Source organism: Oryzomicrobium sp. (genome assembly GCF_021287045.1).
In the GTDB taxonomy this organism is placed as follows: Bacteria; Pseudomonadota; Gammaproteobacteria; order Burkholderiales; family Rhodocyclaceae; genus Oryzomicrobium.
Genome location: NZ_JAJTBG010000005.1, coordinates 140,904 through 165,042 on the forward strand (window position 1 = coordinate 140,904; position 24,139 = coordinate 165,042).

At 69.2% G+C, this 24,139-nt stretch carries 22 protein-coding genes, 1 other RNA gene and 1 riboswitch; of the genes, 12 read left to right on the forward strand and 11 right to left on the reverse strand.

Translation table 11 applies throughout. The features are described 5' to 3' along the window. Positions 1–64 precede the first annotated feature (64 nt). The 5 genes from pepN to LWW89_RS07160 form a co-directional block, all read right to left on the reverse strand. A complete protein-coding gene (pepN, locus tag LWW89_RS07140; RefSeq protein ID WP_293263212.1) occupies positions 65–2,677 on the reverse strand; it encodes an aminopeptidase N in 2,613 nt (870 codons plus the stop codon). A 152-nt stretch (positions 2,678–2,829) separates the two neighbouring features. After that, positions 2,830–4,254, reverse strand: coding sequence for an MBL fold metallo-hydrolase (locus LWW89_RS07145; RefSeq protein ID WP_293263214.1), 1,425 nt, complete (start codon positions 4,252–4,254; stop codon positions 2,830–2,832). Between the two features lie 165 nt (positions 4,255–4,419). Next, entirely contained in the window at positions 4,420–6,096 is a 1,677-nt protein-coding gene (locus tag LWW89_RS07150; protein ID WP_293263216.1) for a cation acetate symporter, read from the reverse strand. Positions 6,097–6,098: 2 nt separating this feature from the next. Continuing rightward, positions 6,099–6,413: a DUF485 domain-containing protein gene (locus LWW89_RS07155; protein WP_293263218.1), complete on the reverse strand. Its 315-nt coding sequence runs from the start codon at positions 6,411–6,413 to the stop codon at positions 6,099–6,101. A gap of 484 nt (positions 6,414–6,897) precedes the next feature. Then, positions 6,898–7,863 (reverse strand): LysR family transcriptional regulator, encoded by a 966-nt coding sequence (locus LWW89_RS07160; protein ID WP_293263220.1) that lies wholly within the window; start codon positions 7,861–7,863, stop codon positions 6,898–6,900. A gap of 142 nt (positions 7,864–8,005) precedes the next feature. Between LWW89_RS07160 and LWW89_RS07165 the strand changes: the two genes are divergently transcribed. Continuing rightward, positions 8,006–8,782, forward strand: coding sequence for a sulfite exporter TauE/SafE family protein (locus tag LWW89_RS07165; RefSeq protein WP_293263222.1), 777 nt, complete (start codon positions 8,006–8,008; stop codon positions 8,780–8,782). A gap of 2 nt (positions 8,783–8,784) precedes the next feature. Continuing rightward, a complete protein-coding gene (locus LWW89_RS07170) occupies positions 8,785–9,036 on the forward strand; it encodes a hypothetical protein (RefSeq protein WP_293263224.1) in 252 nt (83 codons plus the stop codon). A gap of 25 nt (positions 9,037–9,061) precedes the next feature. On the opposite strand, the gene LWW89_RS07175 is transcribed toward LWW89_RS07170, so the two are convergent. From LWW89_RS07175 to LWW89_RS07190, 4 genes are all read right to left on the reverse strand, one after another. Then, entirely contained in the window at positions 9,062–9,865 is an 804-nt protein-coding gene (locus tag LWW89_RS07175) for a sulfite exporter TauE/SafE family protein (RefSeq protein ID WP_293263226.1), read from the reverse strand. A gap of 187 nt (positions 9,866–10,052) precedes the next feature. Continuing rightward, a non-coding RNA gene (gene ssrS, locus LWW89_RS07180) (6S RNA) lies at positions 10,053–10,229 on the reverse strand. Positions 10,230–10,241: 12 nt separating this feature from the next. After that, positions 10,242–10,655 (reverse strand): cell division protein ZapA, encoded by a 414-nt coding sequence (locus LWW89_RS07185; protein ID WP_334157033.1) that lies wholly within the window; start codon positions 10,653–10,655, stop codon positions 10,242–10,244. A gap of 136 nt (positions 10,656–10,791) precedes the next feature. Continuing rightward, positions 10,792–10,992: a hypothetical protein gene (locus LWW89_RS07190; protein WP_293263228.1), complete on the reverse strand. Its 201-nt coding sequence runs from the start codon at positions 10,990–10,992 to the stop codon at positions 10,792–10,794. A gap of 171 nt (positions 10,993–11,163) precedes the next feature. Further along, positions 11,164–11,387, forward strand: a riboswitch (cobalamin riboswitch). A 133-nt stretch (positions 11,388–11,520) separates the two neighbouring features. On the opposite strand from LWW89_RS07190, the gene LWW89_RS07195 reads away from it, so the two are divergent. From LWW89_RS07195 to LWW89_RS07240, 10 genes are all read left to right on the forward strand, one after another. Further along, the gene (locus LWW89_RS07195) at positions 11,521–13,371 is read left to right on the forward strand and encodes a TonB-dependent receptor (protein WP_293263230.1); all 1,851 of its coding nucleotides are present in this window, start codon (positions 11,521–11,523) and stop codon (positions 13,369–13,371) included. A gap of 12 nt (positions 13,372–13,383) precedes the next feature. Further along, a complete protein-coding gene (locus LWW89_RS07200) occupies positions 13,384–14,361 on the forward strand; it encodes an iron ABC transporter permease (RefSeq protein ID WP_293263232.1) in 978 nt (325 codons plus the stop codon). After that, positions 14,358–15,143 (forward strand): ABC transporter ATP-binding protein, encoded by a 786-nt coding sequence (locus LWW89_RS07205; RefSeq protein WP_293263234.1) that lies wholly within the window; start codon positions 14,358–14,360, stop codon positions 15,141–15,143. Before LWW89_RS07200 ends, LWW89_RS07205 begins: the two co-directional genes overlap by 4 nt. A gap of 59 nt (positions 15,144–15,202) precedes the next feature. Continuing rightward, positions 15,203–15,844, forward strand: a complete 642-nt coding sequence (gene cobO, locus LWW89_RS07210) for a cob(I)yrinic acid a,c-diamide adenosyltransferase (protein ID WP_293263236.1) — start codon at positions 15,203–15,205, stop codon at positions 15,842–15,844. A gap of 142 nt (positions 15,845–15,986) precedes the next feature. Continuing rightward, complete coding sequence (locus LWW89_RS07215) at positions 15,987–17,291, forward strand: cobyrinate a,c-diamide synthase (protein WP_293263238.1); 1,305 nt, start codon at positions 15,987–15,989, stop codon at positions 17,289–17,291. Between the two features lie 157 nt (positions 17,292–17,448). After that, positions 17,449–18,603 carry an ABC transporter substrate-binding protein gene (locus tag LWW89_RS07220; RefSeq protein ID WP_293263240.1) on the forward strand — a complete coding sequence of 385 codons (1,155 nt, stop codon included), beginning with the start codon at positions 17,449–17,451 and terminating at the stop codon, positions 18,601–18,603. Between the two features lie 84 nt (positions 18,604–18,687). Further along, the gene (locus tag LWW89_RS07225; protein WP_293263242.1) at positions 18,688–19,569 is read left to right on the forward strand and encodes a branched-chain amino acid ABC transporter permease; all 882 of its coding nucleotides are present in this window, start codon (positions 18,688–18,690) and stop codon (positions 19,567–19,569) included. Position 19,570: 1 nt separating this feature from the next. Then, positions 19,571–20,446 (forward strand): branched-chain amino acid ABC transporter permease, encoded by an 876-nt coding sequence (locus LWW89_RS07230; RefSeq protein ID WP_293263244.1) that lies wholly within the window; start codon positions 19,571–19,573, stop codon positions 20,444–20,446. Beyond that, entirely contained in the window at positions 20,443–21,213 is a 771-nt protein-coding gene (locus LWW89_RS07235) for an ABC transporter ATP-binding protein (RefSeq protein WP_293263246.1), read from the forward strand. Before LWW89_RS07230 ends, LWW89_RS07235 begins: the two co-directional genes overlap by 4 nt. After that, on the forward strand, positions 21,213–21,926 hold the full coding sequence (locus LWW89_RS07240; protein ID WP_293263248.1) for an ABC transporter ATP-binding protein: 714 nt from the start codon (positions 21,213–21,215) through the stop codon (positions 21,924–21,926). Before LWW89_RS07235 ends, LWW89_RS07240 begins: the two co-directional genes overlap by 1 nt. A 185-nt stretch (positions 21,927–22,111) precedes the next feature. On the opposite strand, the gene hemL is transcribed toward LWW89_RS07240, so the two are convergent. Both hemL and thiE read right to left on the reverse strand, forming a co-directional pair. Continuing rightward, positions 22,112–23,407, reverse strand: coding sequence for a glutamate-1-semialdehyde 2,1-aminomutase (hemL, locus tag LWW89_RS07245; protein ID WP_293263250.1), 1,296 nt, complete (start codon positions 23,405–23,407; stop codon positions 22,112–22,114). Between the two features lie 32 nt (positions 23,408–23,439). Further along, entirely contained in the window at positions 23,440–24,108 is a 669-nt protein-coding gene (thiE, locus tag LWW89_RS07250) for a thiamine phosphate synthase (protein WP_293263252.1), read from the reverse strand. Positions 24,109–24,139: the final 31 nt, after the last annotated feature.

Genomic DNA, 24,139 nt, shown 5'->3' on the forward strand with positions numbered 1-24,139 from the left:
GGCCATGCCGTGGAACGCCGCGCCCCGCCTTGTGTTCAGCAATGGGCCGGTTTGATCGCTGCGTTCAGCCCAGAGCGCGCATGACGATCTCGCCCACATCCCGGGACAGGCCCGGGTGGTCGCGCAGGCTTTCCAGGGCGGCCTTGGCGTGGGCCTGGCGGCCGGCGTCGAACTTCTTCCAGCGGTCGAAGCAGCGGGCCAGGCGCGAGGCCACCTGGGGATTGCGCGCGTCCAGGGCCTTGATCTGTTCGGCGAAGAAGGCGTAGCCGCTGCCGTCGGCGGCGTGGAAGCGCACCAGGTTGGCGCCGAAGGTGCGCAGCAGGGCGTACACCTTGTTCGGATTGCCCAGGTCGAAGGCCGGATGGGCGGTCAGGCGCTTCACCGTGGCCAAGGTGTCGGGCAGGCGGCTGCCGGCCTGCACCGCCAGCCACTTGTCGACGACCAGGGCCTCGCCCTGCCAGCGCTGGTAGAAGTCGGCCAGGGCGGCCTCGCGGGCCGGGCCGGCGGCAGCGTTGGCATTGGCCAGGGCCGCCAGGGCGGCGAACTGGTCGGTCATGTTGTCGGCGCCGGCGTACTGGTCCTGGGCGCGCTGGCGCTCGGCCGGCGCGTCGAGTTCGAGCAGGTAGCCCAGGCAGACGTTGCGCAGGGCGCGGCGGCCGGCCTGGTCGGCGCTCGGCGCGTAGGGGCCACGGGGGGCCAGGGCGGCGTAGGCGGCGGCGAATTCGCCGTGCAGGGCTTCGGCCAGGTGGCGGCGCAGGCCGTTGCGGGCGGCGTGCAGGGCGTCCGGATTCACCTCGTCGAGTAGCTCGGCCAGGGTGGCTTCGCCGGGCAGGGTGAGGGCTTCGGCGACGAAGGCGGCGCCCCGGGCTTCGTAACCGGCCAGCAGGGTGCGGGCGGCGGCGGTGAAGCTTTCCGGCCACACCGGCGCGCGGCCGGCGGCAATGGCGGCGGTGGCCTCCAGGATGAGGCCGGTGGCCAGGCGCTGGCCGGCTTCCCAGGCGTTGAAGGGGTCGGACTCGGCTGCCAGCAGCAGGGTCAGCTCGGCCGGGGTGTAGGGGTAGTCGAGCAGCACCGGGGCGGAAAAGTCGCGCAGCAGCGACGGCACCGGGGCGCTGGCCACGTTCTCGAAGGCGAAGGTCTGGGTGGTTTCGGTGAGCAGCAGGGTGCGGCTGTGGCCTTCCAGCTCCTGGCCTTGAGCGTCGAACAGGGCGACCCGGATCGGGATCAGGTAGGGCGCGTTGTCGCCGGCCTTGGGGTTGGATTGGGTAAAGGTCAGGGTGTAGCGCCGGGCCTGGGCGTCGTAGGCGGAGGCAGCCGTGACCCGGGGGGTGCCCGGTTCCCGGTACCAGCGCATGAACTGGGTGAAGTCGAAGCCGGAGGCGGCGCTCATGGCGGCGACGAAGTCGTCGCAGGTCACCGCCTGGCCGTCGTGGCGGCGGAAGTATTCGTCCATGCCGGCGCGAAAGCCGTCGCGGCCGATCAGGGTCTGGATCATGCGAACCACTTCCGCGCCTTTTTCATAGACGGTGGCGGTGTAGAAGTTGTTGATCTCGATGTAGGAGGCCGGGCGCACCGGGTGGGCCATGGGGCCGGCGTCCTCGGGGAACTGGGCGGCGCGCAGGCCGCGCACTTCGCGGATGCGGGCCACGTCCCGGTTGTGAGTGTCAGCGCCGAATTCCTGGTCGCGGAAGACGGTGAGGCCCTCTTTCAGGGACAGCTGGAACCAGTCGCGGCAGGTGACCCGGTTGCCGGTCCAGTTATGGAAGTACTCGTGGGCCACCACCCGGTCGATGTTCTCGAAATCCACGTCGGTGGCCACGTCGGGGCGGGCCAGCACGTACTTGGTGTTGAAGATGTTGAGGCCCTTGTTCTCCATGGCCCCCATGTTGAAATCGCCCACGGCGACGATCATGTAGTGGTCCAGGTCGCATTCCAGGCCGAAGCGGCGCTCGTCCCAGGCCATCGACTTCTTCAGCGCTTCCATGGCGTGGGGGCACTGGTCGAGCTTGCCCGGCTCGACGTAGATGGCCAGCTGCACGGTGCGGCCGGAGGCGGTGGCGAAGGTGTCGCGCAGCACGTCGAGCTTGGCGGCGACCATGGCGAACAGGTAGCAGGGCTTCTTGAACGGGTCTTCCCAGGTGGCGTAGTGGCGGCCGTCGGCCTCGTCGCCCTGGGCCACCGGGTTGCCGTTGGCGAGCAGCACCGGGTAGGCGGCCTTGTCGGCGTGCAGGGTGACGGTGAAGCGGGCCATCACGTCGGGGCGGTCGGCGAACCAGGTGATGCGGCGGAAGCCCTGGGCCTCGCACTGGGTGAAGTAGCCGTCCTTGGAACGGTAGAAGCCGGACAGCTGGGTGTTGGCGTCGGGCTGGATGCGCACCCGGGTGCGCAGGGTGAAGCGCGCCGGCAGGTTGGCGACGGTCAGGGTCTCGGCGCCGAGCTGGTAGGCATCGGCCGGCAGCACCTGACCGTCCACGGCCACCTCCAGGGTTTCCAGTTCCTCGCCGTCGAGGACCAGGGGAGCGTCGGGGGCGGTTCCTGCGTTGCGCACGCAGGCCAGGGTGGCGGTGACCACCGTGCCGTCGGCGCGCAGGTCCACGTCCAGGTGCACGGTGTCGATCAGGTAGGCCGGCGGAGTGTAGTCGGCCAGCAGGATGGGGGCGGGGGTTTCGCTACGCATGGGGGGCATTCCTGAAGCGGGGCGCGCCCGGTCGGTCCGGGCGGCGTGGGAGCGAAGCGCGGGCACGGCGGCATCGGCCGGGCCCGGCGCGGGGACCGGGCCATTTTACCCCCGGGCGGAACGGGGGCCAGGGCCGCCCCCGCCCGGCGCCGTCAACAGGGGTAGGCCACGCCCCGCTCGGGCAGGGCCACGTGCTTCCAGCCAAGCCGCTCGTGCATCACCTCGGCCAGCCGGGCCGAAGCCTCGGGTTCGCCGTGCACCACGAACACCTGGCCGGGCGCGGCGGCGAAGCCCTTGAGCCAGGCCAGCAGGCCGCCCTGGTCGGCGTGGGCGGACAGGCCGCCCAGGGTGTGCACCGAGGCGTTGACCGGCACTTCCTGGCCGAACAGGCGCACGGTGCGGGCCTTTTCCACCAGCATCCGGCCGGTGGTGCCGTGGGCCTGGAAGCCGGTGATGATCACCGCGTTCTGCCGGTAGGGCAGGTTGTTGACCAGGTGGTGCAGCACCCGGCCGCCTTCGCACATGCCGCTGGCGGAAACGATGATGGCGCCGCCGCGGATCTGGTTGAGGGCCTTCGATTCCTCCACGTCGCTGACCAGCTTGAGGCGCAGGGCCTCCGGGTGGGCCTCGTGCCAGGCGAGCATTTCCTGGGCGTCCTCTTCCAGGGCGTCGCGGAAGTGGGCGGTGAGCTGGGTGACCGCCGTGGCCATGGGCGAATCGATGAAGACGTTGAGGTGGGGCAGGCGCTTTTCCCGCACCAGCTGGGCGAGCAGCAGCAGCACCTCCTGGGTGCGGCCCACGGCGAAGGCGGGGATGACGATGTTGCCGCCGTGACGTAGGGTGTGGCCGACCACCTCGACCAGCTCGTCCCGGGTCTGGTCCATGGTCTTGTGCAGGCGGTCGCCGTAGGTGGATTCGATCACCAGCACGTCGGCCGAGGCCACCAGTTCCGGCGGCGGAGTAAGGGGACAGCCGGCGTGGCCCAGGTCGCCGGAGAACACCAGGCGGCGGGTCTTGGGCGGGCTTACCTGATCCACCGCCACGTCGATGGCGGCGATGGCCGAGCCGAGGATGTGGCCGGCGTCGTGGAAGCGCATCAGGATGCCGGGCACCGGCTGGAAGGTGAGGCCATAGTCGAAGGTGCGCACCTGGGCCAGGCAGGCCTGGACCTCTTCCTGGCCGTACAGCACCTCGGGCAGCTCGCCACGCCAGCGCCCCTTGGCCTGGCGGCGCTCGGCCCGTTCCCGGTCGGCCTGCTGCAGGTGGGCCGAGTCGGGCAGCAGAATCTTGAGCAGTTCCCGGGTAGCCGGGGTGGTGTAGATCGGCCCGGAAAAGCCGGCGGCGCAGAGCCGCGGCAGCAGGCCGCTGTGGTCCAGGTGGGCGTGGGTGAGGACGACGAAATCGAGGCTGGCCGGGTCGAAGGTGAAGGGCCGCTCGTTCTTTTCCCGGGCGTCGCGGCCGCCCTGGAACAGGCCGCAATCCACCAGGAAGCGGCGCGCCTCGCCGGCCACCGTGCCTTCGCAAAGGTGCTGGGAGCCGGTCACCTCCCCCGCCGCACCGAGAAACCTGATCTGCATGTTGCCTCCCTTGTTTGCTGACGGTATGGGATCGAGGCTATGCCGGTCGGCGTCTGCTTTCAAGGGCGGCGGCGCCGGGGTTTGCGCCCCGTCAACGCAAACGCCCCGGGCGAACCCGGGGCGCTGCGTGCTGCGCGATGCTTGACGTTTGAGGATGCCGGAGCGTCAGTGGTTCGACGCGGAGGCGGCGCCCAGGCCGGTCTGGGCCCGGACGTACTGGTCGGCGAAGCGTTCCTGCTCTTCCTTGGCGCGCACGCTGGAATCGGTGACCGAACCCAGCCAGGCGAAGAAGAAGGCCACCGGCATGGAGAACAGGGCCGGCTGATCGTAGGGGAAGAGGGGCGCGGCGTTGCCGAGCACCGCCACCCACACGGACTTGGACAGCACCACCAGGGCCACGGCGGTGGCCAGGCCGATGTAGCCGCCGAGCAGGGCGCCCCGGGTGGTCAGGCCCTTCCAGTACATGGAGAGGATCAGCACCGGGAAGTTGGCCGAGGCGGCGATGCCGAAGGCCAGGCCGACCATGAAGGCCACGTTCTGCTTTTCGAACAGGATGCTCAGGGTCACGCCGATCACGCCCAGCACCAGGGTGGCGAACTTGGAGATGCGGATCTCGGAAGCCTCGCTGGCCTTGCCCTTCATGATCACCCGGGCGTAGAGGTCGTGGGAGATGGCCGAGGCGCCGGCCAGGGCCAGGCCCGAGACCACCGCCAGGATGGTGGCGAAGGCCACGGCGGCGAGGAAGCCGAGCAGCAGGTTGCCGCCCACGGCCTTGGCCAGGTGCATGGCGATCATGTTGCCGCCGCCGACGATCTTGCCGCCGATGCTGCCGCCCTCGAAGAACTGGGGATCGGTGCCGACGATGATGATGGCGGTCATGCCCATCAGGAAGATCACGTTGAAGAAGTAGGCGATGAAGCCGGAGGCGTAGAGCACCGACTTGCGCGCTTCCTTGGCGTCGGTCACGGTGAAGAAGCGCATCAGGATGTGGGGCAGGCCGGCGGTGCCGAACATCAGGCCCAGGCTCATCGAGATGGCGGTGACCGGATCGGCCAGCAGGCTGCCCGGGAACATCAGGCGGGTGCCGTTCTTGTGCACTTCCATGGCCTTGTTGACCAGGTTCTCGTAGGAGAAGCCGAAGTGGTTCATGGCCAGCAGCATCACCAGGGTGCCGCCGGCGAGCAGCATGCAGGCCTTGATGATCTGCACCCAGGTGGTGGCGATCATGCCGCCCACGGTGACGTAGACCATCATCAGGGCGCCCACCACCAGCACGGCGGTGGTGTAGTCCAGGCCGAACAGCAGCTTGATCAGCTGGCCGGCGCCGACCATCTGGGCGATCAGGTAGAAGCACACCACGATCAGGGACGACACGGCGGCCATGGTGCGCACCTTGCCCTGGTCGAGCCGGTACGAGGTGATGTCGGCGAAGGTGAAGCGGCCCAGGTTGCGCAGGCGCTCGGCCATCAGGAACAGGATCAGGGGCCAGCCGACGAAGAACGCGGTCATGTACACGTAGCCGTCGAAGCCCTGGGTGTAGACCATGGCGGTCAGGCCGAGCAGGGTGGCCGCGGACATGTAGTCGCCGGCGATCGCCAGGCCGTTCTGGAAGCCGGTGATGCCGCCGCCGGCGGTGTAGAAGTCGGCCGCCGACTTGGTGCGGTTGGCCGCCCAGTAGGTGATGCCCAGGGTCATCAGCACGAAGACGAAGAACATGCCGATGGCGTGGATGTTGAGGGGCTGCTTCTCGGCCACCGCCTCGACGGCGGGACCGGCCACGGCCAGGCCGCTGGCCAGGGCCGCGGCGAACAGACAGGAGAGACGGGCGAAGAGTCGGGTCATGGTCACAGCTCCTGGGCCTGACGCACGATGGTCGTGGTCATTTCGTCGAACTCGCCGTTGGCGCGCTTCACGTAGACGGCGGTGAGCACCCAGAACAGCACGAAGATGGTGAAGCCGCCGGCCATGCCTACGGTCACCGCCGAACCGGCGGCCACGGGCTGACCGAGCAGTTCCGGAGCGAAGGCCACCAGCATGATGAAGCCGTAGAACAGCACGAACACCAGTGCCGACAGCAGCCAGGCGAAGCGGCTGCGCCGCGCCACCAGCTGGACGAACTGCGGATTGTTGCGGATACGCTCGTAGACCTTGGCGGTCATGACGTCTCTCCCTCGTTACTTATATGAAAAATTATTGCTGCGCCGCACTTATAACATATAGAAGAGTTGACGTGTACACATAATTATTGATTTTGTAATCCATGTCGCAAACAGGAAAAACTAGAAATGGCTAATTAAACGGGTAGCTACGGCAAAAACCATTGCCGAATAGCATTTATCGTAATTCGTTTTACTTATTGTAAATTTTGTTCGCAGTGTGCTTTGGCAGTATCTGTTCTTGCCGCAAAACACCTGCAAACCAAGGCACTAGGGCAACATCTGCGGTGCCGGCATGGCCGCCAACGGCAATTTGCTGCGCCGCACAACAAAAGAGGCAAGCCCGGGCCAGCGGGCGCGCGCCCAGGCGGACGGCCGCTTTGGCCCGGACAGGGCGTGAATGGGCCGCGCTGACCCGTTCCCCGCGCTTAGGGCGGCGAACGGCGGGGAAGGCAAAAGGGAGGAGAAGGCTCGGGCGGAACCGCGTTCACGCCGGCGGACGGCCCGCCAGCGCCTCGGCCAGACGGGCCGCGTAGGCCGGCAGGGCGGCGTCGCGGCGGCGGCAGAGCAGCAGGCGGCGGCTCGCCCAGGCATCCCCCAGGGGGCGCCAGCCCAGGGTTCCGGCGTGGCGCCGGGCGGCGCTCTCGGGCACCACGGCGACCCCCACCCGGGCTGCCACCAACCGGCAGATGGCGTCGAAGCCGCTCACCCGCACCCGGTAGCACAGATGCTGGCCGGCGCGCCGGGCATGGTCCGCCAGATAGTCCTGGAGGGCGCTGGCTCCGGCCAGGCCGACGAAATCCCAGGCCAGGGTGGCGGCAAAGGGCAGCGGGGAAAGGAGAGCGGCCGGGGCACTATCGGGCATCTCCGTCGGCGCCGACGATGGGGATTCGCCCCCCGCCGGTTCGGCCGCCGCCGCCAGAAGCGCGTGCCCGAGCGGCGCCACCAACACCAGCCGGTCGTCGTGGATGGGGGTGGTGGCCAGATCGCCGGTATCCACTGCGTCCGAGACGATGCCCAGGTCGGCCAGCCCCTCGGCCAGGGCGGCGACGATGGCGGCGCTGGAGCGCTCCTCCGCCTCCACGTCGATGGAGGGGTGGGCGGCGAGGAAGTCCCCCAGGGCCTGGGGCAGGAATTCGCTCAGGGCGGCGGTGTTGCACAACAGCCGCACCCGGCCCTTCAGCCCCCGGGCGAATTCCCCCAGTTCGGCGCTCAGGTGGTCGAGCTGGCGCTCCATCAGCCGGGCGTGGTGGGCCAGGGCCAGGCCGGCGGCGGTGGGGACGGCGCCGCGCCGGGTGCGCTCCAGCAGGGGCGTGCCGAGGCGGGTTTCCAGCCCCCGGATGCGGGCGCTGGCCGAGGCCAGCGACAGGTGGCTGCGGACGGCTCCGGCGGTGATGCTGCCGGCCTCCACCACACTCAGGAAAATCCGAAGGTCGGTGAGATCGAAACGCATGGTGCCTCCCTGATCGCAAGAAGGGGCGCGGACCTTGAGCGCGACGGCTGGACGGCGGCGGACCCAGCCTTCGGAAAATCCGAAGGCTGGGTCAGTGTATCCCACATTTTCAGCCCCCCATCGCCCCGCCATACTGCCGGCCATGACCCTCGATCTCGCCCTCTCCGGCTCCCACCTCGCCGCCTCCGTGGCCCTCATCGCCACGGCCTTCCTCCTCGCCGGACTGGTCAAGGGGGTGATCGGCCTGGGCCTGCCCACCGTCGCCATGGCCCTGCTCGGGCTGGTGATGACGCCCCTGGAGGCCGCCGCCCTGCTGGTGGTGCCGTCCCTGGTGACCAACCTCTGGCAGCTCGCCCAGGGGCCGCGCCTCGGCGCCCTGGCGCGGCGGCTGGCGACGATGCTGGCGGGCATCTGCCTGGGCACCTGGCTCGGCATGACCGGCCTGGCGGCCCTTGGGCCCGGCCACGGCCCGGGTCAGGCCAGCGGCCCCCTGGGGATCGCCCTGATGGTCTACGCCCTGCTCGGCCTGAGCGCCTGGCAGCCCCGGGTGCCAGCCCGGTTTGAACCCTGGCTGTCGCCCCTGATGGGCCTGCTGACCGGCATGAGCACCGCCGCCACCGGCATCTTCGCCCTGCCCGCCGTGCCCTTCCTGCAAGCCCTGGCCCTGGATCGGGACGATCTGGTGCAGGCCCTGGGCCTGGCCTTCACCGTCTCCACCGTCGCCCTGGCCGCCGGCCTGCTCGGCCAAGGCGCCCTGCGCCCCGGCGTGGGCGGCCTCTCCCTGTTCTGCCTGGCACCGGCCCTGGCCGGCATGGCCCTTGGCCAGCGCCTGCGCCACCGGCTCTCGCCCTGGGTCTTCCGCCGCTGCTTCTTCATCGGCCTGCTCGGCCTGGGCGCCCACCTGGCCTGGCGCGGCTGACCATGGCCGGCGCCGGCGAGGGGAACGACGGTTCCCGGGATACCCTGACCCGCGCAGCCGCCCTGCTCGAAGAGGTGCAGTCCCGCCTGATCGCCCTGGAAGCCCTGGCCGCCCTGGTGGCGGCGGACGCCTGCGCTGCGGAGGAGGTCGATCCCCGCCTCTTCCTCTGCTTTCACCTCAGTCGCGGGCTGGCCGAAAAAGCCGACGCCGCCCGGGCGCTGATCAGCACGCGGGCGGCGTCGCAGGAAGCATAGCCGGACGAACCGGCTGGAACTGGGTTCAGCTCGTCAGCAGGCTGTGCAGCATCTTGGTGGCGAGCAGGGCGAGGAAGCCGCCGAAGGCGCGCTTCAACTGCTTCACCGGCAGCTTGTGGGCCAGCTTGGCGCCCAGGGGCGCCACCAGCACGCTCATGGCGACGATGCCGACCAGGGCGGGCAGGTAGATGTAGCCCAGGTGCCCGCTGGGCAGGCCCTGGTCGTCGCCGCCGGCCAGGATGTAGCCGATCATGCCGGCCAGGGCGATGGGGAAGCCCAGGGCCGACGAGGTGCCCACCGCCTGGTGGATGGCCACGTTACAGAAGAGCATGAAGGGAATCGACAGGAAACCGCCACCGGCCGCCACCAGGCTGGAGACGATGCCGATGCCGGTGCCCACCAAAAACAGAGCGACACGGCCGGGCAGCTGGCGGTGGGGCTTCGGTTTGAAGTCCAGCATCATCTGGGCCGAGGCGTAATAGACGATCACGGTGAACACCATCACCAGGGGCCGGGTCGGCACCAGGCCGGACAAGAGGGAGCCGCCGAAGGTGCCGAGCACCAGGCCCGGGGCCAGGGTGGCGACGATGTCCCAGCGCACCGCCCCATGCTTGTGGTGGGCGCGCATGCTGGAGATCGAGGTGAACACGATGGTGGCCATGGAGGTGCCCAGGGCCAGGTGCATGACGTGCTCGGCCGGGAAGCCCTGGGCCTTGAACAGCATGAACAGGATCGGCACCAGGGTCAGGCCGCCGCCGACGCCGAACAGGCCGGCGATGAAGCCGGCAAAAATGCCGAGGAGGGGATAGCTCAACAGCCACCAGTCCATGACGGGTCCTTTGGGTTGGGGGTACGTTAGTCGTTGGTTTTATGCTTATTTTTCCACCCGGCCGACCCCGCCGGAAACGCTGGCGGACCCACCCGGGGGAGACAGCGGCCGCCCGCCGGGGCACCAGAAAAGGAAACGGCGCGGTGAAGCCGCCTTGCAGCGTTTCAACGCGCCGTGTCCAGTATTACTGGCCCCCGCAGATGTCGTTTCGGCCGGCATCTCGAACCCGGAGGTTCAGAGTGGTCGCTTACCGACCGGCGTCTGGTACGTCGCAAGGACGCGCACTTTGCCGGCACTGGATGGGCAACCTAAGCCCATACTTGGTTCAGAGAATCTATGGCCGTCACGAGCACCGCAGGGGACACCCGGCGGAGGACTAGAACAAGGAGTCGGACCGGGGCGGTGCCGCATCGGCGGAAGAATCCGCCTTGCCCCGGAGCGCCTCGTCCAGCTTGGCCTCCATGGCACCGATTCTACGCTGAAAGTCAGGGGTGTCAAAACCCCCTTCGCTCCCCTCGCCGACCGCGGCGAAAACCGCGCCGGGCGCCGCTTCCGGCGCGCTCGGGCGGCGGCGCAGGGACAGCAGTTCGTGGGCCAGGTTGAGGGCGGCCATCACCGCCACCCGCTCGGCGCCGCCGGAGCGGCTGCGGGCAGTGATCTCCTTGACCTGCTCGTCCACCAGGGCGACGGCGGCGAGCAGGGCCTCCCGCTCGTCGGGCGGGCAGGCGACCCGGTATTCCCGGCCGAGGAGTTGCACGTCGAGGAAATTGGACTCGGCGCTCATGGTCATGGACCTTTGCTGGCTAGTTCGAGGGGGAAGGGTGGAGTACGGAAATTCGGGAATGCGCAGAGCGGCTCGGAGCCCGGCTGTCGCAAGCGGATCACGGATCGCGCCGCAAGGCCCGCGCACCGGCACCGCCGGCGGCTTACTTGCCGTCCTCGGGCACCCGGGCGAGCAGGCCTTCCACCCGCGTCCGGGCTGCCGCCATGCGGGCGGCCAGATCGGCGTTGCGCGCTTCCGCCGCCGCCAGCTGCGCCTTGAGGGCGGCGTTCTCGCCGCGCAGGGCCTGACACAGGCCGACCACTTGGTCGACCTTGCTTTCGAGGGTGGCGAGGTGGTTCTCCATGGCGCGCACTATAGAGGCGCAATCTCTTCCCGGTCAAGGAGTAAGCGTCGGATTTGAAGGTGTTTTGTGGCTTCGCGCCGCCGCCCCGCGCCTTGCTCCCGCCCCCTCCGGCGGGGTATTCTCCGCCCTCGCCGTCGCCCCGCAACCGGCTGCCACGCCCTTGCTAATGACGACGGTTTTTCCTTGCCAGGTGCCGTAGGCGAATCCTTCGCCGCGGTTAAACGGGAAACAGGTGCGTCCGGCTCCAAGTCGGCAAGGCCTGTGCTGCCCCCGCAACGGTAAGCGAGCAGTCGCCCCACACAGCCACTGGGTTCATCGCCTGGGAAGGCGGGGCGGCGCGCCGGAGGATTCCGGCCTCGCGAGCCCGGATACCGGCCTGTCGGGAACACCAGCGGAAGTGCTGCGGGAGGCGGCATGGCGCGTGGACTCCCGCCCTGCCGGCCGGTCCTGCGCCGGCGACTCCCTTGCGCTGATCATAATCAGGCCAGCCAGGCGGGGACGCCCGGCGGCCCTCAGGGAAGTTGCCTCATGAAAACCGTCCTGCAGCCCAAGCGGCTCGTCTTGGCCTTGGCCGCCCTCGCCCCCCTCTCCGTCACCAACGCCTACGGCGAAGAAGAAACCCTGGCACCGGTGGTAGTCACCGCGTCCCGCCAGCCTTCCCGCGTCCAGGATTTGCTGGCCGATGTCACCGTCATTACCCGTGAGCAACTGGATGAAGCCGGCCAATCCTCCGTTGCCGAAGTCCTAGCGCGCCAGCCGGGTATTCAAGTTGCCAGCACCGGCGGAGAAGGCAAGACAACCAGCCTGTTCATCCGTGGGACGAACCCCAACCAAACCCTGCTGCTGATCGATGGCATTCGTGCCAGCTCGGCAACGTTCGGAACACCTTCCCTAGACTCCCTGCCACTGTCCCAGATCGACCATATCGAGATCGTCCGGGGACCCGCATCGGCACTGTACGGCGCCGACGCCATCGGTGGCGTCATCCAGATCTTCACTAGGAAGGGCAGCGGCGAACCCCGCGTCACCGCGTCGGCCGGCGCCGGCAGCTTCGGGCTGCAAGATTATTCGGCCGGCATCTCGGGTGGCACCGAAGCTGTTTCCTATGCCCTCTCCGCCGGATACCGGGACTTCCGGGGCTTCAACGTCAGCAAGCCCTATAACCCCAACTACAACCCGGACAAGGACGGCTACACCAATACCTCGGCTTCGGGCAGCCTGGCGTTCCGGCCCGCCCAGGGCCAGGAACTGGGACTGCAATTCCTGTATGCGAAGGCCCAGAACCACTTCGATTATTCGAAGGACTATCCCTATGACGACCATGCCGACAACACGGTGTCGACCCTGAGCGTCTATTCGCGCAACAAGATCACCGACATCTGGCAAAGCACTCTGCGCCTGGGCCGTAGCGAAGATCGGAACTCCAATTTCTACAGCCCCCTCACGCCCAGCTACTTCGGCGGCCCCCGCAGCGAATTCAATACCACCCAGGACCAGGTGTCCTGGCAAAACGACATCACCTTGCCGGTGGGTCGCCTGATGGCCGGCTATGAGCGGCTAGATCAACAAGTCTCCTCCTCCACCAAGTACCAAAACACCGGCCGCAGCATCGACTCGTTCTTCGCAGGCTGGAATGCCCGCCTGGGTGACCATCGGGTTCAGTTGAACCTGCGCAACGACAACAACTCCCAATTCGGCAACCACACGACCGGCCTGGCCTCTTACGGCTACCAGCTCACCACCAGCATCCGCGGCAGCCTGTCCTACGGCACCGGGTTCAAGGCCCCCAGCTTCAATGACCTGTATTACCCGGGCTTCAGCAACCCCAACCTGGCGCCGGAGAAATCGGAAAACATCGAGGCGGGCCTGTACTGGGAAAGCACGACGGCCAACCTGTCCCTGGTGACCTATCAGAACACCGTCAGCAACTTGATCGTCCTCGACCAGAATTGGATTCCGGCCAACATCAACCGCGCCCAACTGACCGGCGCCACCCTGGCCGGCAATGTCCGCATCGGCAACTGGAACCTCGGCGGCTCCTACGACCACCTCGACCCGGTAGACCGTACCACCGGCAAGCAGCTGGGGCGCCGCGCCAAGGACACCGGTACACTGCGGGCCAGCTACGGCATCGCCCAAAACTGGCAGGTCGGCAGCGAACTGCAACTGGTCGGCCGGCGTTTCGATACCGCGAGCAACACCCGTGCGCTTGGCGGCTATGGCATCGTCAACCTGTTCGCTCGCTATGCACTCAACAAGGACCTCTCGCTGGAGGCCCGTGCCAACAACCTGGGCAACAAGGATTATGAAACCGCTTACGGCTATCGCATGCCGCCGGCCACGTTCTTCCTGAGCCTGCGCTACGCACCCACCAAGTAAGCAATTCCCCCCATGCCCACCCGCCGTCGCGCCCTGGTCGCCCTCGCCTTTCTGATCCTGCTTGCCCTGGCCAGCTTCGCCGTGGCCCTGGCGGCGGGCAGCATTGCGGTGGACCGGGCCGACGTGCTGGCGGCGCTGACCGGGGGAGATACGCCGGGGGCGGAGATCGTGCGCGCCCTGCGCCTGCCCCGGGCAGTGGCCGGGTTCGCCTGCGGCGGATTGCTCGCCCTGGCCGGGGCGCTGATGCAGGTGCTGTTGCGCAACCCCCTGGCCGATCCCTACGTGCTGGGCATTTCCGGCGGCGCCGGGGTGGGGGCGCTGACCGCCATCCTGATCGGCCTGCCGGTGGCGGGGCTCACCGGCTTCGCCTTCGTCGGCGCCCTGGCGGCCATGCTCACCGTCTTCGGCCTGGCCCGGGGCGACGGCAGCTGGACCCAGACCCGGCTGCTGCTCACCGGGGTAATCGTCGCCGCCGGCTGCGGCGCCCTGGTGGCGCTGATGCTCACCATCGCCCCTGAATCCAAGCTACGCGGCATGCTCTTCTGGCTGATGGGCGACCTGGCCCAGGTCGCCCATCCCTGGCTGCCGGCAGGGGCCCTGCTGGTCTGCCTGGCCGCCGCCCTGCCCTTCGCCCGGGAACTCAACCTGCTCGCCCGGGGCCTGCTCCAAGCCCAGGCCATGGGCGTGTCGGTGCCCACGGTGCGCCGCCTGATCTACGCCGTGGCCTCCCTGGCCACCGCCATGGCGGTCACCTCCGCCGGCTCCATCGGCTTCGTCGGGCTGGTGGTGCCCCATCTCACCCGGCTGGCCCTGGGCAACGACCAGCGCCTGCTGCTGCCCGCCTCGGCCCTGGCCGGCGGCAGCCTGTTGCTGCTGGCCGACACCGCCGCCCGCACCATGGTGGCGCCGCTGCAACTGCCGGTGGGGGTGCTCACCGCCCTGATCGGCGTGCCGGTGTTTCTCTTCCTGCTGACCAGGCAGCCGAAATGAGTGCCATCGCCTCGGCCGCCCCCCTGCTGGAAACCCGCGGGCTGACCGTGACCGTCGGCGGCCACACCGTCACCGCCGGCCTCGATCTGACCCTTTCGCCCGGCGAACGGCTGGCCATCCTCGGCCGCAACGGCGCCGGCAAATCGACCCTGCTGGCGACCCTGGCCGGGCTGCGCGCGCCGAGCGCCGGCGAGGTGCGCCTGGCCGGTCGTCCTTATCCGGACCTGTCGGCCCGGGACGCGGCCCTGGTCCGCGGCTGGCTGGCCCAGACCGCCCCGGACCCCTTCGCCACCACCGTGCTGGAAACGGCCCTGGCCGGCCGCCACCCCCACCTGGGGCGCTGGGAGTGGGAATCCGCCGAGGACGCCCGGCTGGCCCGGGCTGCCCTGGCCCAGGTCGGCCTGGCCGGTTTCGAGGCGCGCCAGGTGGCCACCCTGTCCGGCGGCGAGCGCCAGCGCCTCGGCCTGGCCACCCTGCTCACCCAGGCCCCGTCCCTGTACCTGCTCGACGAGCCCCTGGCCCACCTGGACCTCAACCATCAGATCGCCAGCCTGGAGCTGCTTGCCCGCCAGGCCGAGGCCGGCGCAGCGACGGTGCTGGTGCTGCACGACCCGGGCCTGGCGGCGCGCTACTGCGACCGGGTGGTGCTGGTGTTCGGCGACGGCACCGTGGCTCAGGGCCCCTGCGACCAGGTTCTGACCGCCCGCACCCTGTCCTGCCTGTACGGCTACCCGCTCAAGGAGCTGGCCGACGGCGGCCGACGCTGGTTCGTGCCGGCCTGACTTTCTTCCCCCAAGACCCAGAGCGGCCCGAGCCGCCGACCCACGCCCCGAGGACCCCCATGAGCGACACCCCCGCCCCCATCGACGATTCCGCCAAGGACGCCCGCCACGTCGCCCGCATGCAGCGCAAGAAGGACGTGGTGGACGCCAAGATCGCCGCCGCCCAGGACGAGCGCGGCGTGCTGGTGGTCAACACCGGTAACGGCAAGGGCAAGTCCTCCGCTGCCTTCGGCGTGGTGGCCCGGGCCCTGGGCCACGATTTCCGCGTGGCGGTGGTGCAGTTCGTCAAGAGCCGCTCCGACACCGGCGAGGAAGGCTTCTACCGCAAGGTGGCCGACCTGAGCCCCGGCCAGCTCGCCTGGCACGTGATGGGCGAGGGCTTCACCTGGGAGACCCAGGACCCGGCCCGGGATGCCAAGGCCGCCCAGGCCGCCTGGGAACTGGTCCGGGGCTATCTGGCCGATCCGGCGGTGAACCTGGTGGTGCTCGACGAGCTGACCTACGCCTTCAAGTACGGCTGGCTGGACCTCGCCGACGTGCTCGCCGCCCTGGCCGCCCGCCCGGCCATGCAGCATGTGGTGATCACCGGCCGCGCCGCCCCGGAAGGACTGGTGGCCGCCGCCGACACGGTGACCGAGATGAATCTGGTCAAGCACGCCTTCAAGGCCGGAGTGAAGGCCATGCCCGGCGTGGAGTTCTGAGCGCCGCCGCACTGATGCCTAGAAGGGACGGACATCTTCGCGATGCCTACCCGGAGAGCAAGACGTGGCGCGCATCTCCAGCCATGCACCTTGTAGAGCCTCTATCCACGCGGGCTTTCAGCCACCCAGTTTCGCTTCCATCATGACCGCTCCCCTGTCCGTCCCCGCCCTGCTGATCGCCGCCCCCGCCTCGGGCCAGGGCAAGACCACCGTCACCGCCGCCCTGGCCCGGCTGCACGCCCGCCAGGGCCGCCGGGTGCGGGTGTTCAAGTGCGGCCCGGACTTCCTCGACCCCCAGATCCACCAGGTAGCCAGCGGCGCCCCCTGCGAGAACATCGACTTCCGCATGTGCGGCGAGGCCGACGCCCGCTGGCGCCTGGCCCGGGCCGCCCGGGAGGCGGACCTGATCCTGGTGGAGGGCGTGATGGGCCTGCACGACGGCGAGCCCTCCGCCGCCGAACTGGCCAGGCGCCTGGGCCTGCCGGTGCTGCTGGTGCTGGACGCCGCCGCCATGGCCGGGTCCTTCGGCGCCGTGGCCTGGGGGCTCAAGCACTACCGGGCCGACCAGGGCGGCGGCGCGCCCATTTCCGCCGTGCTGGCCAACCGGGTCGGCAGCGCCTACCACGGCGAGCTGTGCCGCAAGACCCTGCCCGAGGACATCGCCTGGGTCGGCGCCCTGCCCCGGGACGCCGAGATGGCCCTGCCCGAGCGCCACCTAGGCCTGCTGCCGGCGGCCGAGATCGCCGGCCTGGACGCCTGCCTCGACCGCCTCGCCGACCTGCTCGCCGACACCCCGGCGGCCGAACTGCCGCCGCCGGTGGCCATCGCCGACGCCGCCCCGCCCGAATTCCCGCCGCTGCTGGCCGGGCGCACCATCGCAGTGGCCTCCGACGCCGCCTTCTGCTTCGCCTACCCGGCCAACCGGGAATGCCTGGCGGCCCTGGGCGCCACCCTGGTGGACTTCTCGCCCCTGCACGACGCTGCCCTACCCCCCTGCGACGCGGTGTGGCTGCCCGGCGGCTACCCGGAGCTGCACGGCCCGGCGCTCACCGCCAACCGGGCCATGGCCGCCGCCCTGGCCGCCCACGTCGGCGCCGGCAAGCCGCTCCTGGCCGAGTGCGGCGGGATGATGGCCTGCTTCGAGCACATCGTGACGGTGGACGGGGATCGCCACGCCGGCTTCGCCCTGCTGCCCGGCGAGAGCGCCATGCAGCGCAAGCTCTCGGCCCTGGGCATGCAGCAGGCCGAGCTGCCGGAAGGCCGGCTCACCGGCCACACTTTCCACTACTCGCGCAGCACCACGCCGCTCCAGCCCACGGCCCAGGCCCAGCGCCCCGACGGTCGCCCCGGCGAGCCGGTGTACCGGGCCGGCAGCCTGACGGCGTCCTACGTGCATTGGTATTTCCCGGCCAACCCGGCAGCGGTGGCCCGGCTGCTCGGCGCCTGACGCGGGCTTGCCGGCATCCCCGCGCCCCGTCCGCGCCCCCGCGCGCCCCGATTCCATCGGCATCCGTGAAAACCGCAGGTTTGCCATTCACGGGTGCGGCAAGTACCCTTTAGGGTTCGCTTGGACTCTTCGCCAACCAGAAAACATTGGAGAACGTATGCGCTTCCTGCCCAAAACCCTAGCCCTCGTGAGCGCCCTGGCCTGTGCCGGGCTGGCCCAGGCGGCCGACATCAAGATCGGCGTGGCCGAAGCCCTGACCGGCGGCGCCGCCCAGTACGGCGTGTCGATCCGCAACGGCTTCCAACTGGCCGCCGAAGAGATCAACGCCAAGGGCGGCATCAACGGCAACAAGATTCAGCTGGTCATCGAAGACGAGCAGGGCAAGAAGGAAGAAGGCATCAACGTCTTCAAGAAGCTGATCTTCCAGGACAAGGTGCTGATGGTCTTCGGCCCGACCCTGTCCAACTCCATGTTCGCCGCCGGCCCGGTGGCCAACGCCGCCAAGACCGTAGTGTTCGGCACCTCCAACACCGCCAACGGCATCACCGACATCGGCCCCTACGTGTTCCGCAACTCGGTGATGGAATCCGACGTGCTGCCGGTGACCGTGGCCACCGCCACCAAGCATTACAAGCTGAAGAAGGTCGCCGTGATCTACGGCAACGACGACGCCTTCACCAAGAGCGGCTACGACGTGTTCAAGAAGGTGCTGGAAGACCAGAAGCTGCCGGTCACCACCACCGAGACCTACGTCAAGGGCGACGTGGACTTCAAGGCCCAGCTGACCAAGATCAAGGCCTCCAACCCGGACGCGGTGGTCTGCTCCTGCCTGGCCGAGGAAGCCGCCAACATCATGCTGCAGGCCCGCGGCCTGGGCCTGAAGGTGCCGTTCATCGGCGGCAACGGCTTCAACTCGCCCAAGCTGTTCGAGATCTCCAAGCTGGCCGGTGAAGGCACCTTCGTCGGCAGCCCCTGGTCCAACACCAACCCGGCCCCGGTGAACAAGGCCTTCGTCGCCGCCTACGAGAAGAAGTTCGGCGGCGAGCCGAACCAGTTCGCGGCCCAGGGTTATGACGCGCTGTACATCGCCGCCGCCGCCCTCAAGGACGTGAAGCTGACCGGCGACATCAATGCCGACCGCGAAGCCCTCAAGAACGCCCTGCCCAAGGCCACCATCAGCGGCGTGACCGGCCCCTTCAAGTTCCGCCCGGCCGTGACCAAGAACGGCAAGCCCGGCGGCTGGGACGCGGACCAGAAGCCCTTCATCTACCTGGTGAAGGGCGGCAAGTTCACGCTCTACGACGCCAAGTAATCCTGCAACACCCTTCGATGCGGGGCGGATGCGAGTCTGCCCCGCATTGTCTTGTACCGGGCACCACGCCTGCGGACTCCTCCAATGCTTGAACAACAACTCCTCAACGCCCTGACGCTCGGTAGCGTCTACGCGCTGTTCGCCCTGGGATTCACCCTGGTGTTCGGCGTGCTGGCGGTCATCAATCTTTCCCACGGCGCCGTCTTCATGGTCGGCAGCTACGTCGCCCTGGCCCTGATCACCCACCTACAGGCCTCCCTGTGGGTCGCCATGCTCGGCGCCATGCTCGCCAGCGGCATCGTCGGCCTGCTGGTGGACATGCTGATCCTCAAGCCCCTGCGCGCCCGCAACGCCCCCCACCTGATCCCGATGATCGCCACCATCGGCGTCGGCATCATGCTCACCAGCGCCGCCCAGGGCCTGTTCGGCGCCGAGGTGCTGCGCTTCCCCGAGGAAACCCTGCCCGCCGGCGAGTTCGTCATCGGCGACGTGCATGTGCGTGCTCTGGAAATCGCCATCGTCGCCATCGCCTTCCTGCTCATGGCGGTGCTGTTCGTCGCCCTGAAGCGCACCCAGCTGGGCCGCGCCCTGCGCGCCATCGCCGAATCGCCCAAGGCCGCCTGGCTGCTGGGCATCAACGTCGAAGGCCTGTTCCACATCACCTCCTTCGCCGCTGCCGCCCTGGGCGGCATCGCCGGGGTGCTGATCGGCCTCAACTTCAACGCCATCACCCCCTTCATGGGTCAGCCGATGCTGCACAAGGGCATCGCCGTGATCATCCTCGGCGGCATGGGCGACATCCGCGGCGCCCTGATCGGCGGCCTGTTCCTCGGCTTTGCCGAGGTCATCAGCAAGGCCTACCTGTCGAGCCAGATGGGCGACGCGGTGGCCTTCGGCCTGCTCTTCCTGATCCTGCTGGTGCGGCCTTCCGGGCTGTTCGGGCGCAAGCTGGAAAGGAAGGCCTGACATGGAATGGCTTACCGCCAACTTCGGCGACTTCTGGTCCACCTACAGCACCCTGGTGTTCTCGGTGGGCGTGCACGCCATGCTCGCCCTGTCGATCTGGCTGACCCTGTCCTGCGGCCTCTTGTCCCTGGCCAACGCCGCCTTCATGGGCATCGGCGCCTACGTCTCGGCCCTGCTCACCCTCAACCTGGGCTGGTCCTTCCCGGCAGTGCTGCTGGCCGGCGGCGTGGCCCCGGCGGCGGTGGCCCTGCTCATCGGCGCGCCGGTGCTGCGCCTGTCCGGCGTGTACCTGGCCATGGCCACCCTGGCTTTCGGCGAGGTGGTGCGCATCACCGTGCTCAACCTGGAGATCACCGGCGGCCCCGAGGGCTTGAACGGCATCCCCCTGTCCACCGAGGGCTGGCACATCGCCCTGCTGCTGGCCCTGACCATCTACGGTCTGGCCCGGCTGCGCCGCTCCAAGGTCGGCCGCGCCTTCGAGGCGATCAAGGAGGACGAGGTGGCGGCGCGCCTGATGGGCATCAACGTAGACCGCTACAAACTGCTGGCCTTCACCCTGGGCGGTTTCATCGCCGGTGTGGCCGGCGCCCTCAACGCCCACTTCACCTTCTTCATCAGCCCGCGCGAATACGGCTTCGAGAACGCCGTGGACATCCTGACCATGGCGGTGCTGGGCGGGGTTTCCGACCTGATCGGCCCGATGCTCGGGGCGGCCATCCTGACCCTGCTGCCCGAGCTGCTGCGCTCGCTGCACGACTTCCGTTCCCTGGTGAACGGCGCCGTGCTGGTGCTGGTGGTGCTGTTCCTGCCCAAGGGCATCTGGGAACCGCGCCGCATCCGCGCCTGGTTCCAACGCATGATCGGAGGTCGGGCATGAGCGCCAACCTGCTGTCCATCCGCAACGTCGGCAAGCGCTTCGGCGGCCTGCACGTCCTCCAGGACGTCAGCTTCGAAGTGCCCGCCGGCAGCATCTACGGCCTGATCGGCCCCAACGGCGCGGGCAAGACCACGGTGTTCAACCTGATCACCGGCCTGCTCGAACCCACCGCCGGCCACATCGACTTCCAGGGGGACTCCCTGGTGGGCCTGGAACCGCACCGCATCACCCACAAGGGCATCGCCCGCACCTTCCAGAACATCCGCATCTTCAAGGAGATGGACCTGCTGGAAAACGTCATGGTGGGCATGCACGACCACCTGGACTACGGCGGTTTCGGCCTGTTCTTCAACAGCCCGGCCTGCCGCGCCGCCGAAAAGCGCGCCCGGGAACGGGCTCGGGAGCTGCTCTCCTGGGTCGGCCTGGACAAGAAGGCCGACATGCTGGCCGACAACCTGTCCTACGGCGACCAGCGCAAGCTGGAGTTCGCCCGGGCCCTGGCCACCGAGCCCAAGCTGCTGCTGCTCGACGAGCCGGTGGCGGGGATGAACCCCTCGGAAAAGACCATCCTGATGGAAGAGATCAACAACATCCGCAACCGGGGCTACGGCGTGTTCATGATCGAGCACGACATGCGCTTCGTCATGGGCCTGTGCGACCGCATCGCCGTGCTCAACTTCGGCCGCATCATCGCCGAGGGCACGCCCGACGAGGTGCGCACCAACCCGGACGTGATCGAGGCCTACCTGGGCAAGGAGGACGAGTGATGAGCGTCCTCCTGCGCGTGCACGACCTGGCCGTCGCCTACGGCCACATCGAGGCGGTCAAGGGCATCAACTTCCACCTCAACGAAGGCGAGATCACAGCCCTGGTGGGCGCCAACGGCGCCGGCAAGAGCACCAGCCTGCTGGCCCTGTCCGGCCTGCTCAAGCCGGCCCGGGGCAAGATCGAGTTCGCCGGCGAGGACATCACCCGCCTGGCGCCGAACAAGATCGTCCAGCGCGGCGTGGTGCAAGTGGCCGAGGGCCGGGCCATCCTGACCACCCTGACGGTGGCCGAGAACCTGATCCTGGGCGCCTACACCCGCAGCGACAAGGCGGGCATCGCCGAATCCCTGGACGAGGTGTACCAGCTCTTCCCGCGCCTCAAGGAACGGGCCGACCAGTTCGCCGGCAACCTCTCCGGCGGCGAACAGCAGATGCTCGCCATCGGCCGGGCGCTGATGGCCAAGCCCCGGCTGCTGCTGCTCGACGAGCCCTCCATGGGCCTGGCGCCGATCGTGGTGCAGGAGATCTTCCGCATCCTGGTGGAGATCAACCGGCGCGGCCTGACCATCCTGCTGGTGGAGCAGAACGTGCGCCAGGCGCTCAAGATCGCCGCCCACGGCTACGTCATCGAAACCGGCAAGATCGTCCTGGCCGACTCCGGCGCCAACCTGCTGGCCAACCCCAAGGTGGAAGAAGCCTACCTGGGCGGCTGATCCGGCAGGCAGCGCACCGCGACCGCCGACCGTTTTTCGCGCCGCAAAACGAAACCCCCGCCAAGCCCTAGGCCTGGCGGGGGTTTTCATTTGCCTTGCCGCAAGATCGAGGCAGGGCGCGGTTCTCCGGAGGCCCCACCCGGAGATCAAGGCGGGGCGCGGGGTTTCAGGCAGGCCCTACTCGATCACTCGGCCAGGGTGGCGAACACCTGGGCGGCGGCGGCCACCGTGGCGGCGATGTCGGCCTCGCCGTGGGCGGCCGAGACGAAGCCGGCCTCGAAGGCCGAGGGGGCGAAGTAGTGGCCTTCCGGCGCCACGTCGAGCATGGCGTGGAAGAAACGGTTGAAGGCCTCCTTGTCGCAGGTCATCACCTCGGCGAAGGAGGTGGGGGGCGCGGCGCGGAAGTATAGGCCGAACATGCCGCCCACGGACTGGGCCGAGAAGGTGACGCCGGCCTTGGCGGCGGCGGCGGACAGGCCGTCCACCAGCTGGCCGGTGCGCGCCGCCAGGGTCTCGTAGAAGCCCGGGGCCCGGGTCAGCTGCAAGGTGGCCATACCGGCAGCCACCGCCACCGGGTTGCCCGACAGGGTGCCGGCCTGGTAGACCGGGCCCAGGGGGGCGATCTTTTCCATGATCTCGCGCTTGCCACCGAAGGCCGCCACCGGCAGGCCGCCGCCGATGACCTTGCCCAGGGTGGTCAGGTCTGGGTCGATGCCGTAGAGGCCCTGGGCGCCCTGGGGGCCGACGCGGAAGCCGGTCATCACCTCGTCGGCGATCAGCACCGCGCCGTACTGGCGGGTGAGGTCGCGCATGGCGGTGAGGAACTCGGGGCGGGGCGCCACCAGGTTCATGTTGCCGGCCACCGGCTCGAAGATCACCGCGGCAATCTTGTCGCCGTGGCGGGCGAAGGCGTCGGCCAGTTGCTCCACGTTGTTGTAGTCGAGCACCAGGGTGTGCTGGGCCAGGTCCGCCGGCACGCCGCCGGAGGAGGGGTTGCCGAAGGTGAGCAGGCCCGAGCCGGCCTTGACCAGCAGGGAATCGGCGTGGCCGTGGTAACAGCCCTCGAACTTGATGATGGCGTCGCGGCCGGTGTAGCCCCGGGCCAGGCGGATGGCGCTCATGGTGGCCTCGGTGCCGGAGGACACCAGGCGCACCATCTCCAGGGAGGGCAGCAGCTCGCACAGGTAGTCGGCCATGGCCACCTCGGTCTCGGTGGGCGCGCCGAAGGACAGGCCGTTCTCCATGGCCTTGGCCACCGCCTCCAGCACCACCGGGTGGGCATGGCCGGCGATCAGGGGGCCCCAGGAGCCCACGTAGTCCAGGTAGGACTTGCCATCGGCGTCCACCACCCGGGCGCCCTTGCCGCGCTGGAAGAAGAGGGGCGTGCCGCCCACCGAGCCGAAGGCGCGGACCGGGGAATTCACCCCGCCGGGAATGTGGCGGCGGGCGGCGGCGAACAGGGTGTCGTTGCGGGACGTCATGGTCTGGGTTCTCCCGTGAAGCAGGTCTAGGTCTAGAGCAGGGGTTCGGCGGATGCCCCGGCTTCGGCGAACAGGCGGCCGTAGGCGGCCGCCCGCTCGGCGATGTCGGGGGCGGAAAAGAGGTCGGTGATCACCGCCAGCCAGTCGGCCCCGGCGGCGATCACCCGGGGCGCGTTGGCCAGGGTGATGCCGCCGATGGCGCAGATCGGCAGCCCGTGGGCGGCCTTGGCGGCGCCGAGCAGGGCCAGGGGGGCGGCCACGGCGCCGGGCTTGACCGACGAGGGGAAGACGGCGCCGAAGGCCAGGTAATCGACGTGGGGCGCCGCCGCCGCGGCCCGGGCCGGGTCGGCGTAGCAAGAGGCACCAATCAGCAGGCCGGGGCCGAGGCGGCGCCGGGCGGCGGCCAGGTCGCCATCGTCCTTGCCCAGGTGCACCCCGGGGGCGCCGACGGCCAGGGCCAGTTCGGCGTCGTCGTTGATGATCAGGGCCGCGCCGTGGCGGACACAGGCCGCCGCCAAGGCTTCGGCCACCGGCCGACGCTCGGCCGGCTCGGCCAGCTTGTCCCGGTATTGCAGCAGCCGGGTGCCGCCGGCCAGGGCCGCCTCGGCCCGGGCGAACAGCTCGGCGGCGGGCAGGCCGTCCGGGGTGATGGCATAGAGGCCGCGCGGGGCGGGGAAACGGGAAGCGGACGGCAGGGCCATGGCGGAGGGAACGGACGTGGTAGGCGCTTCG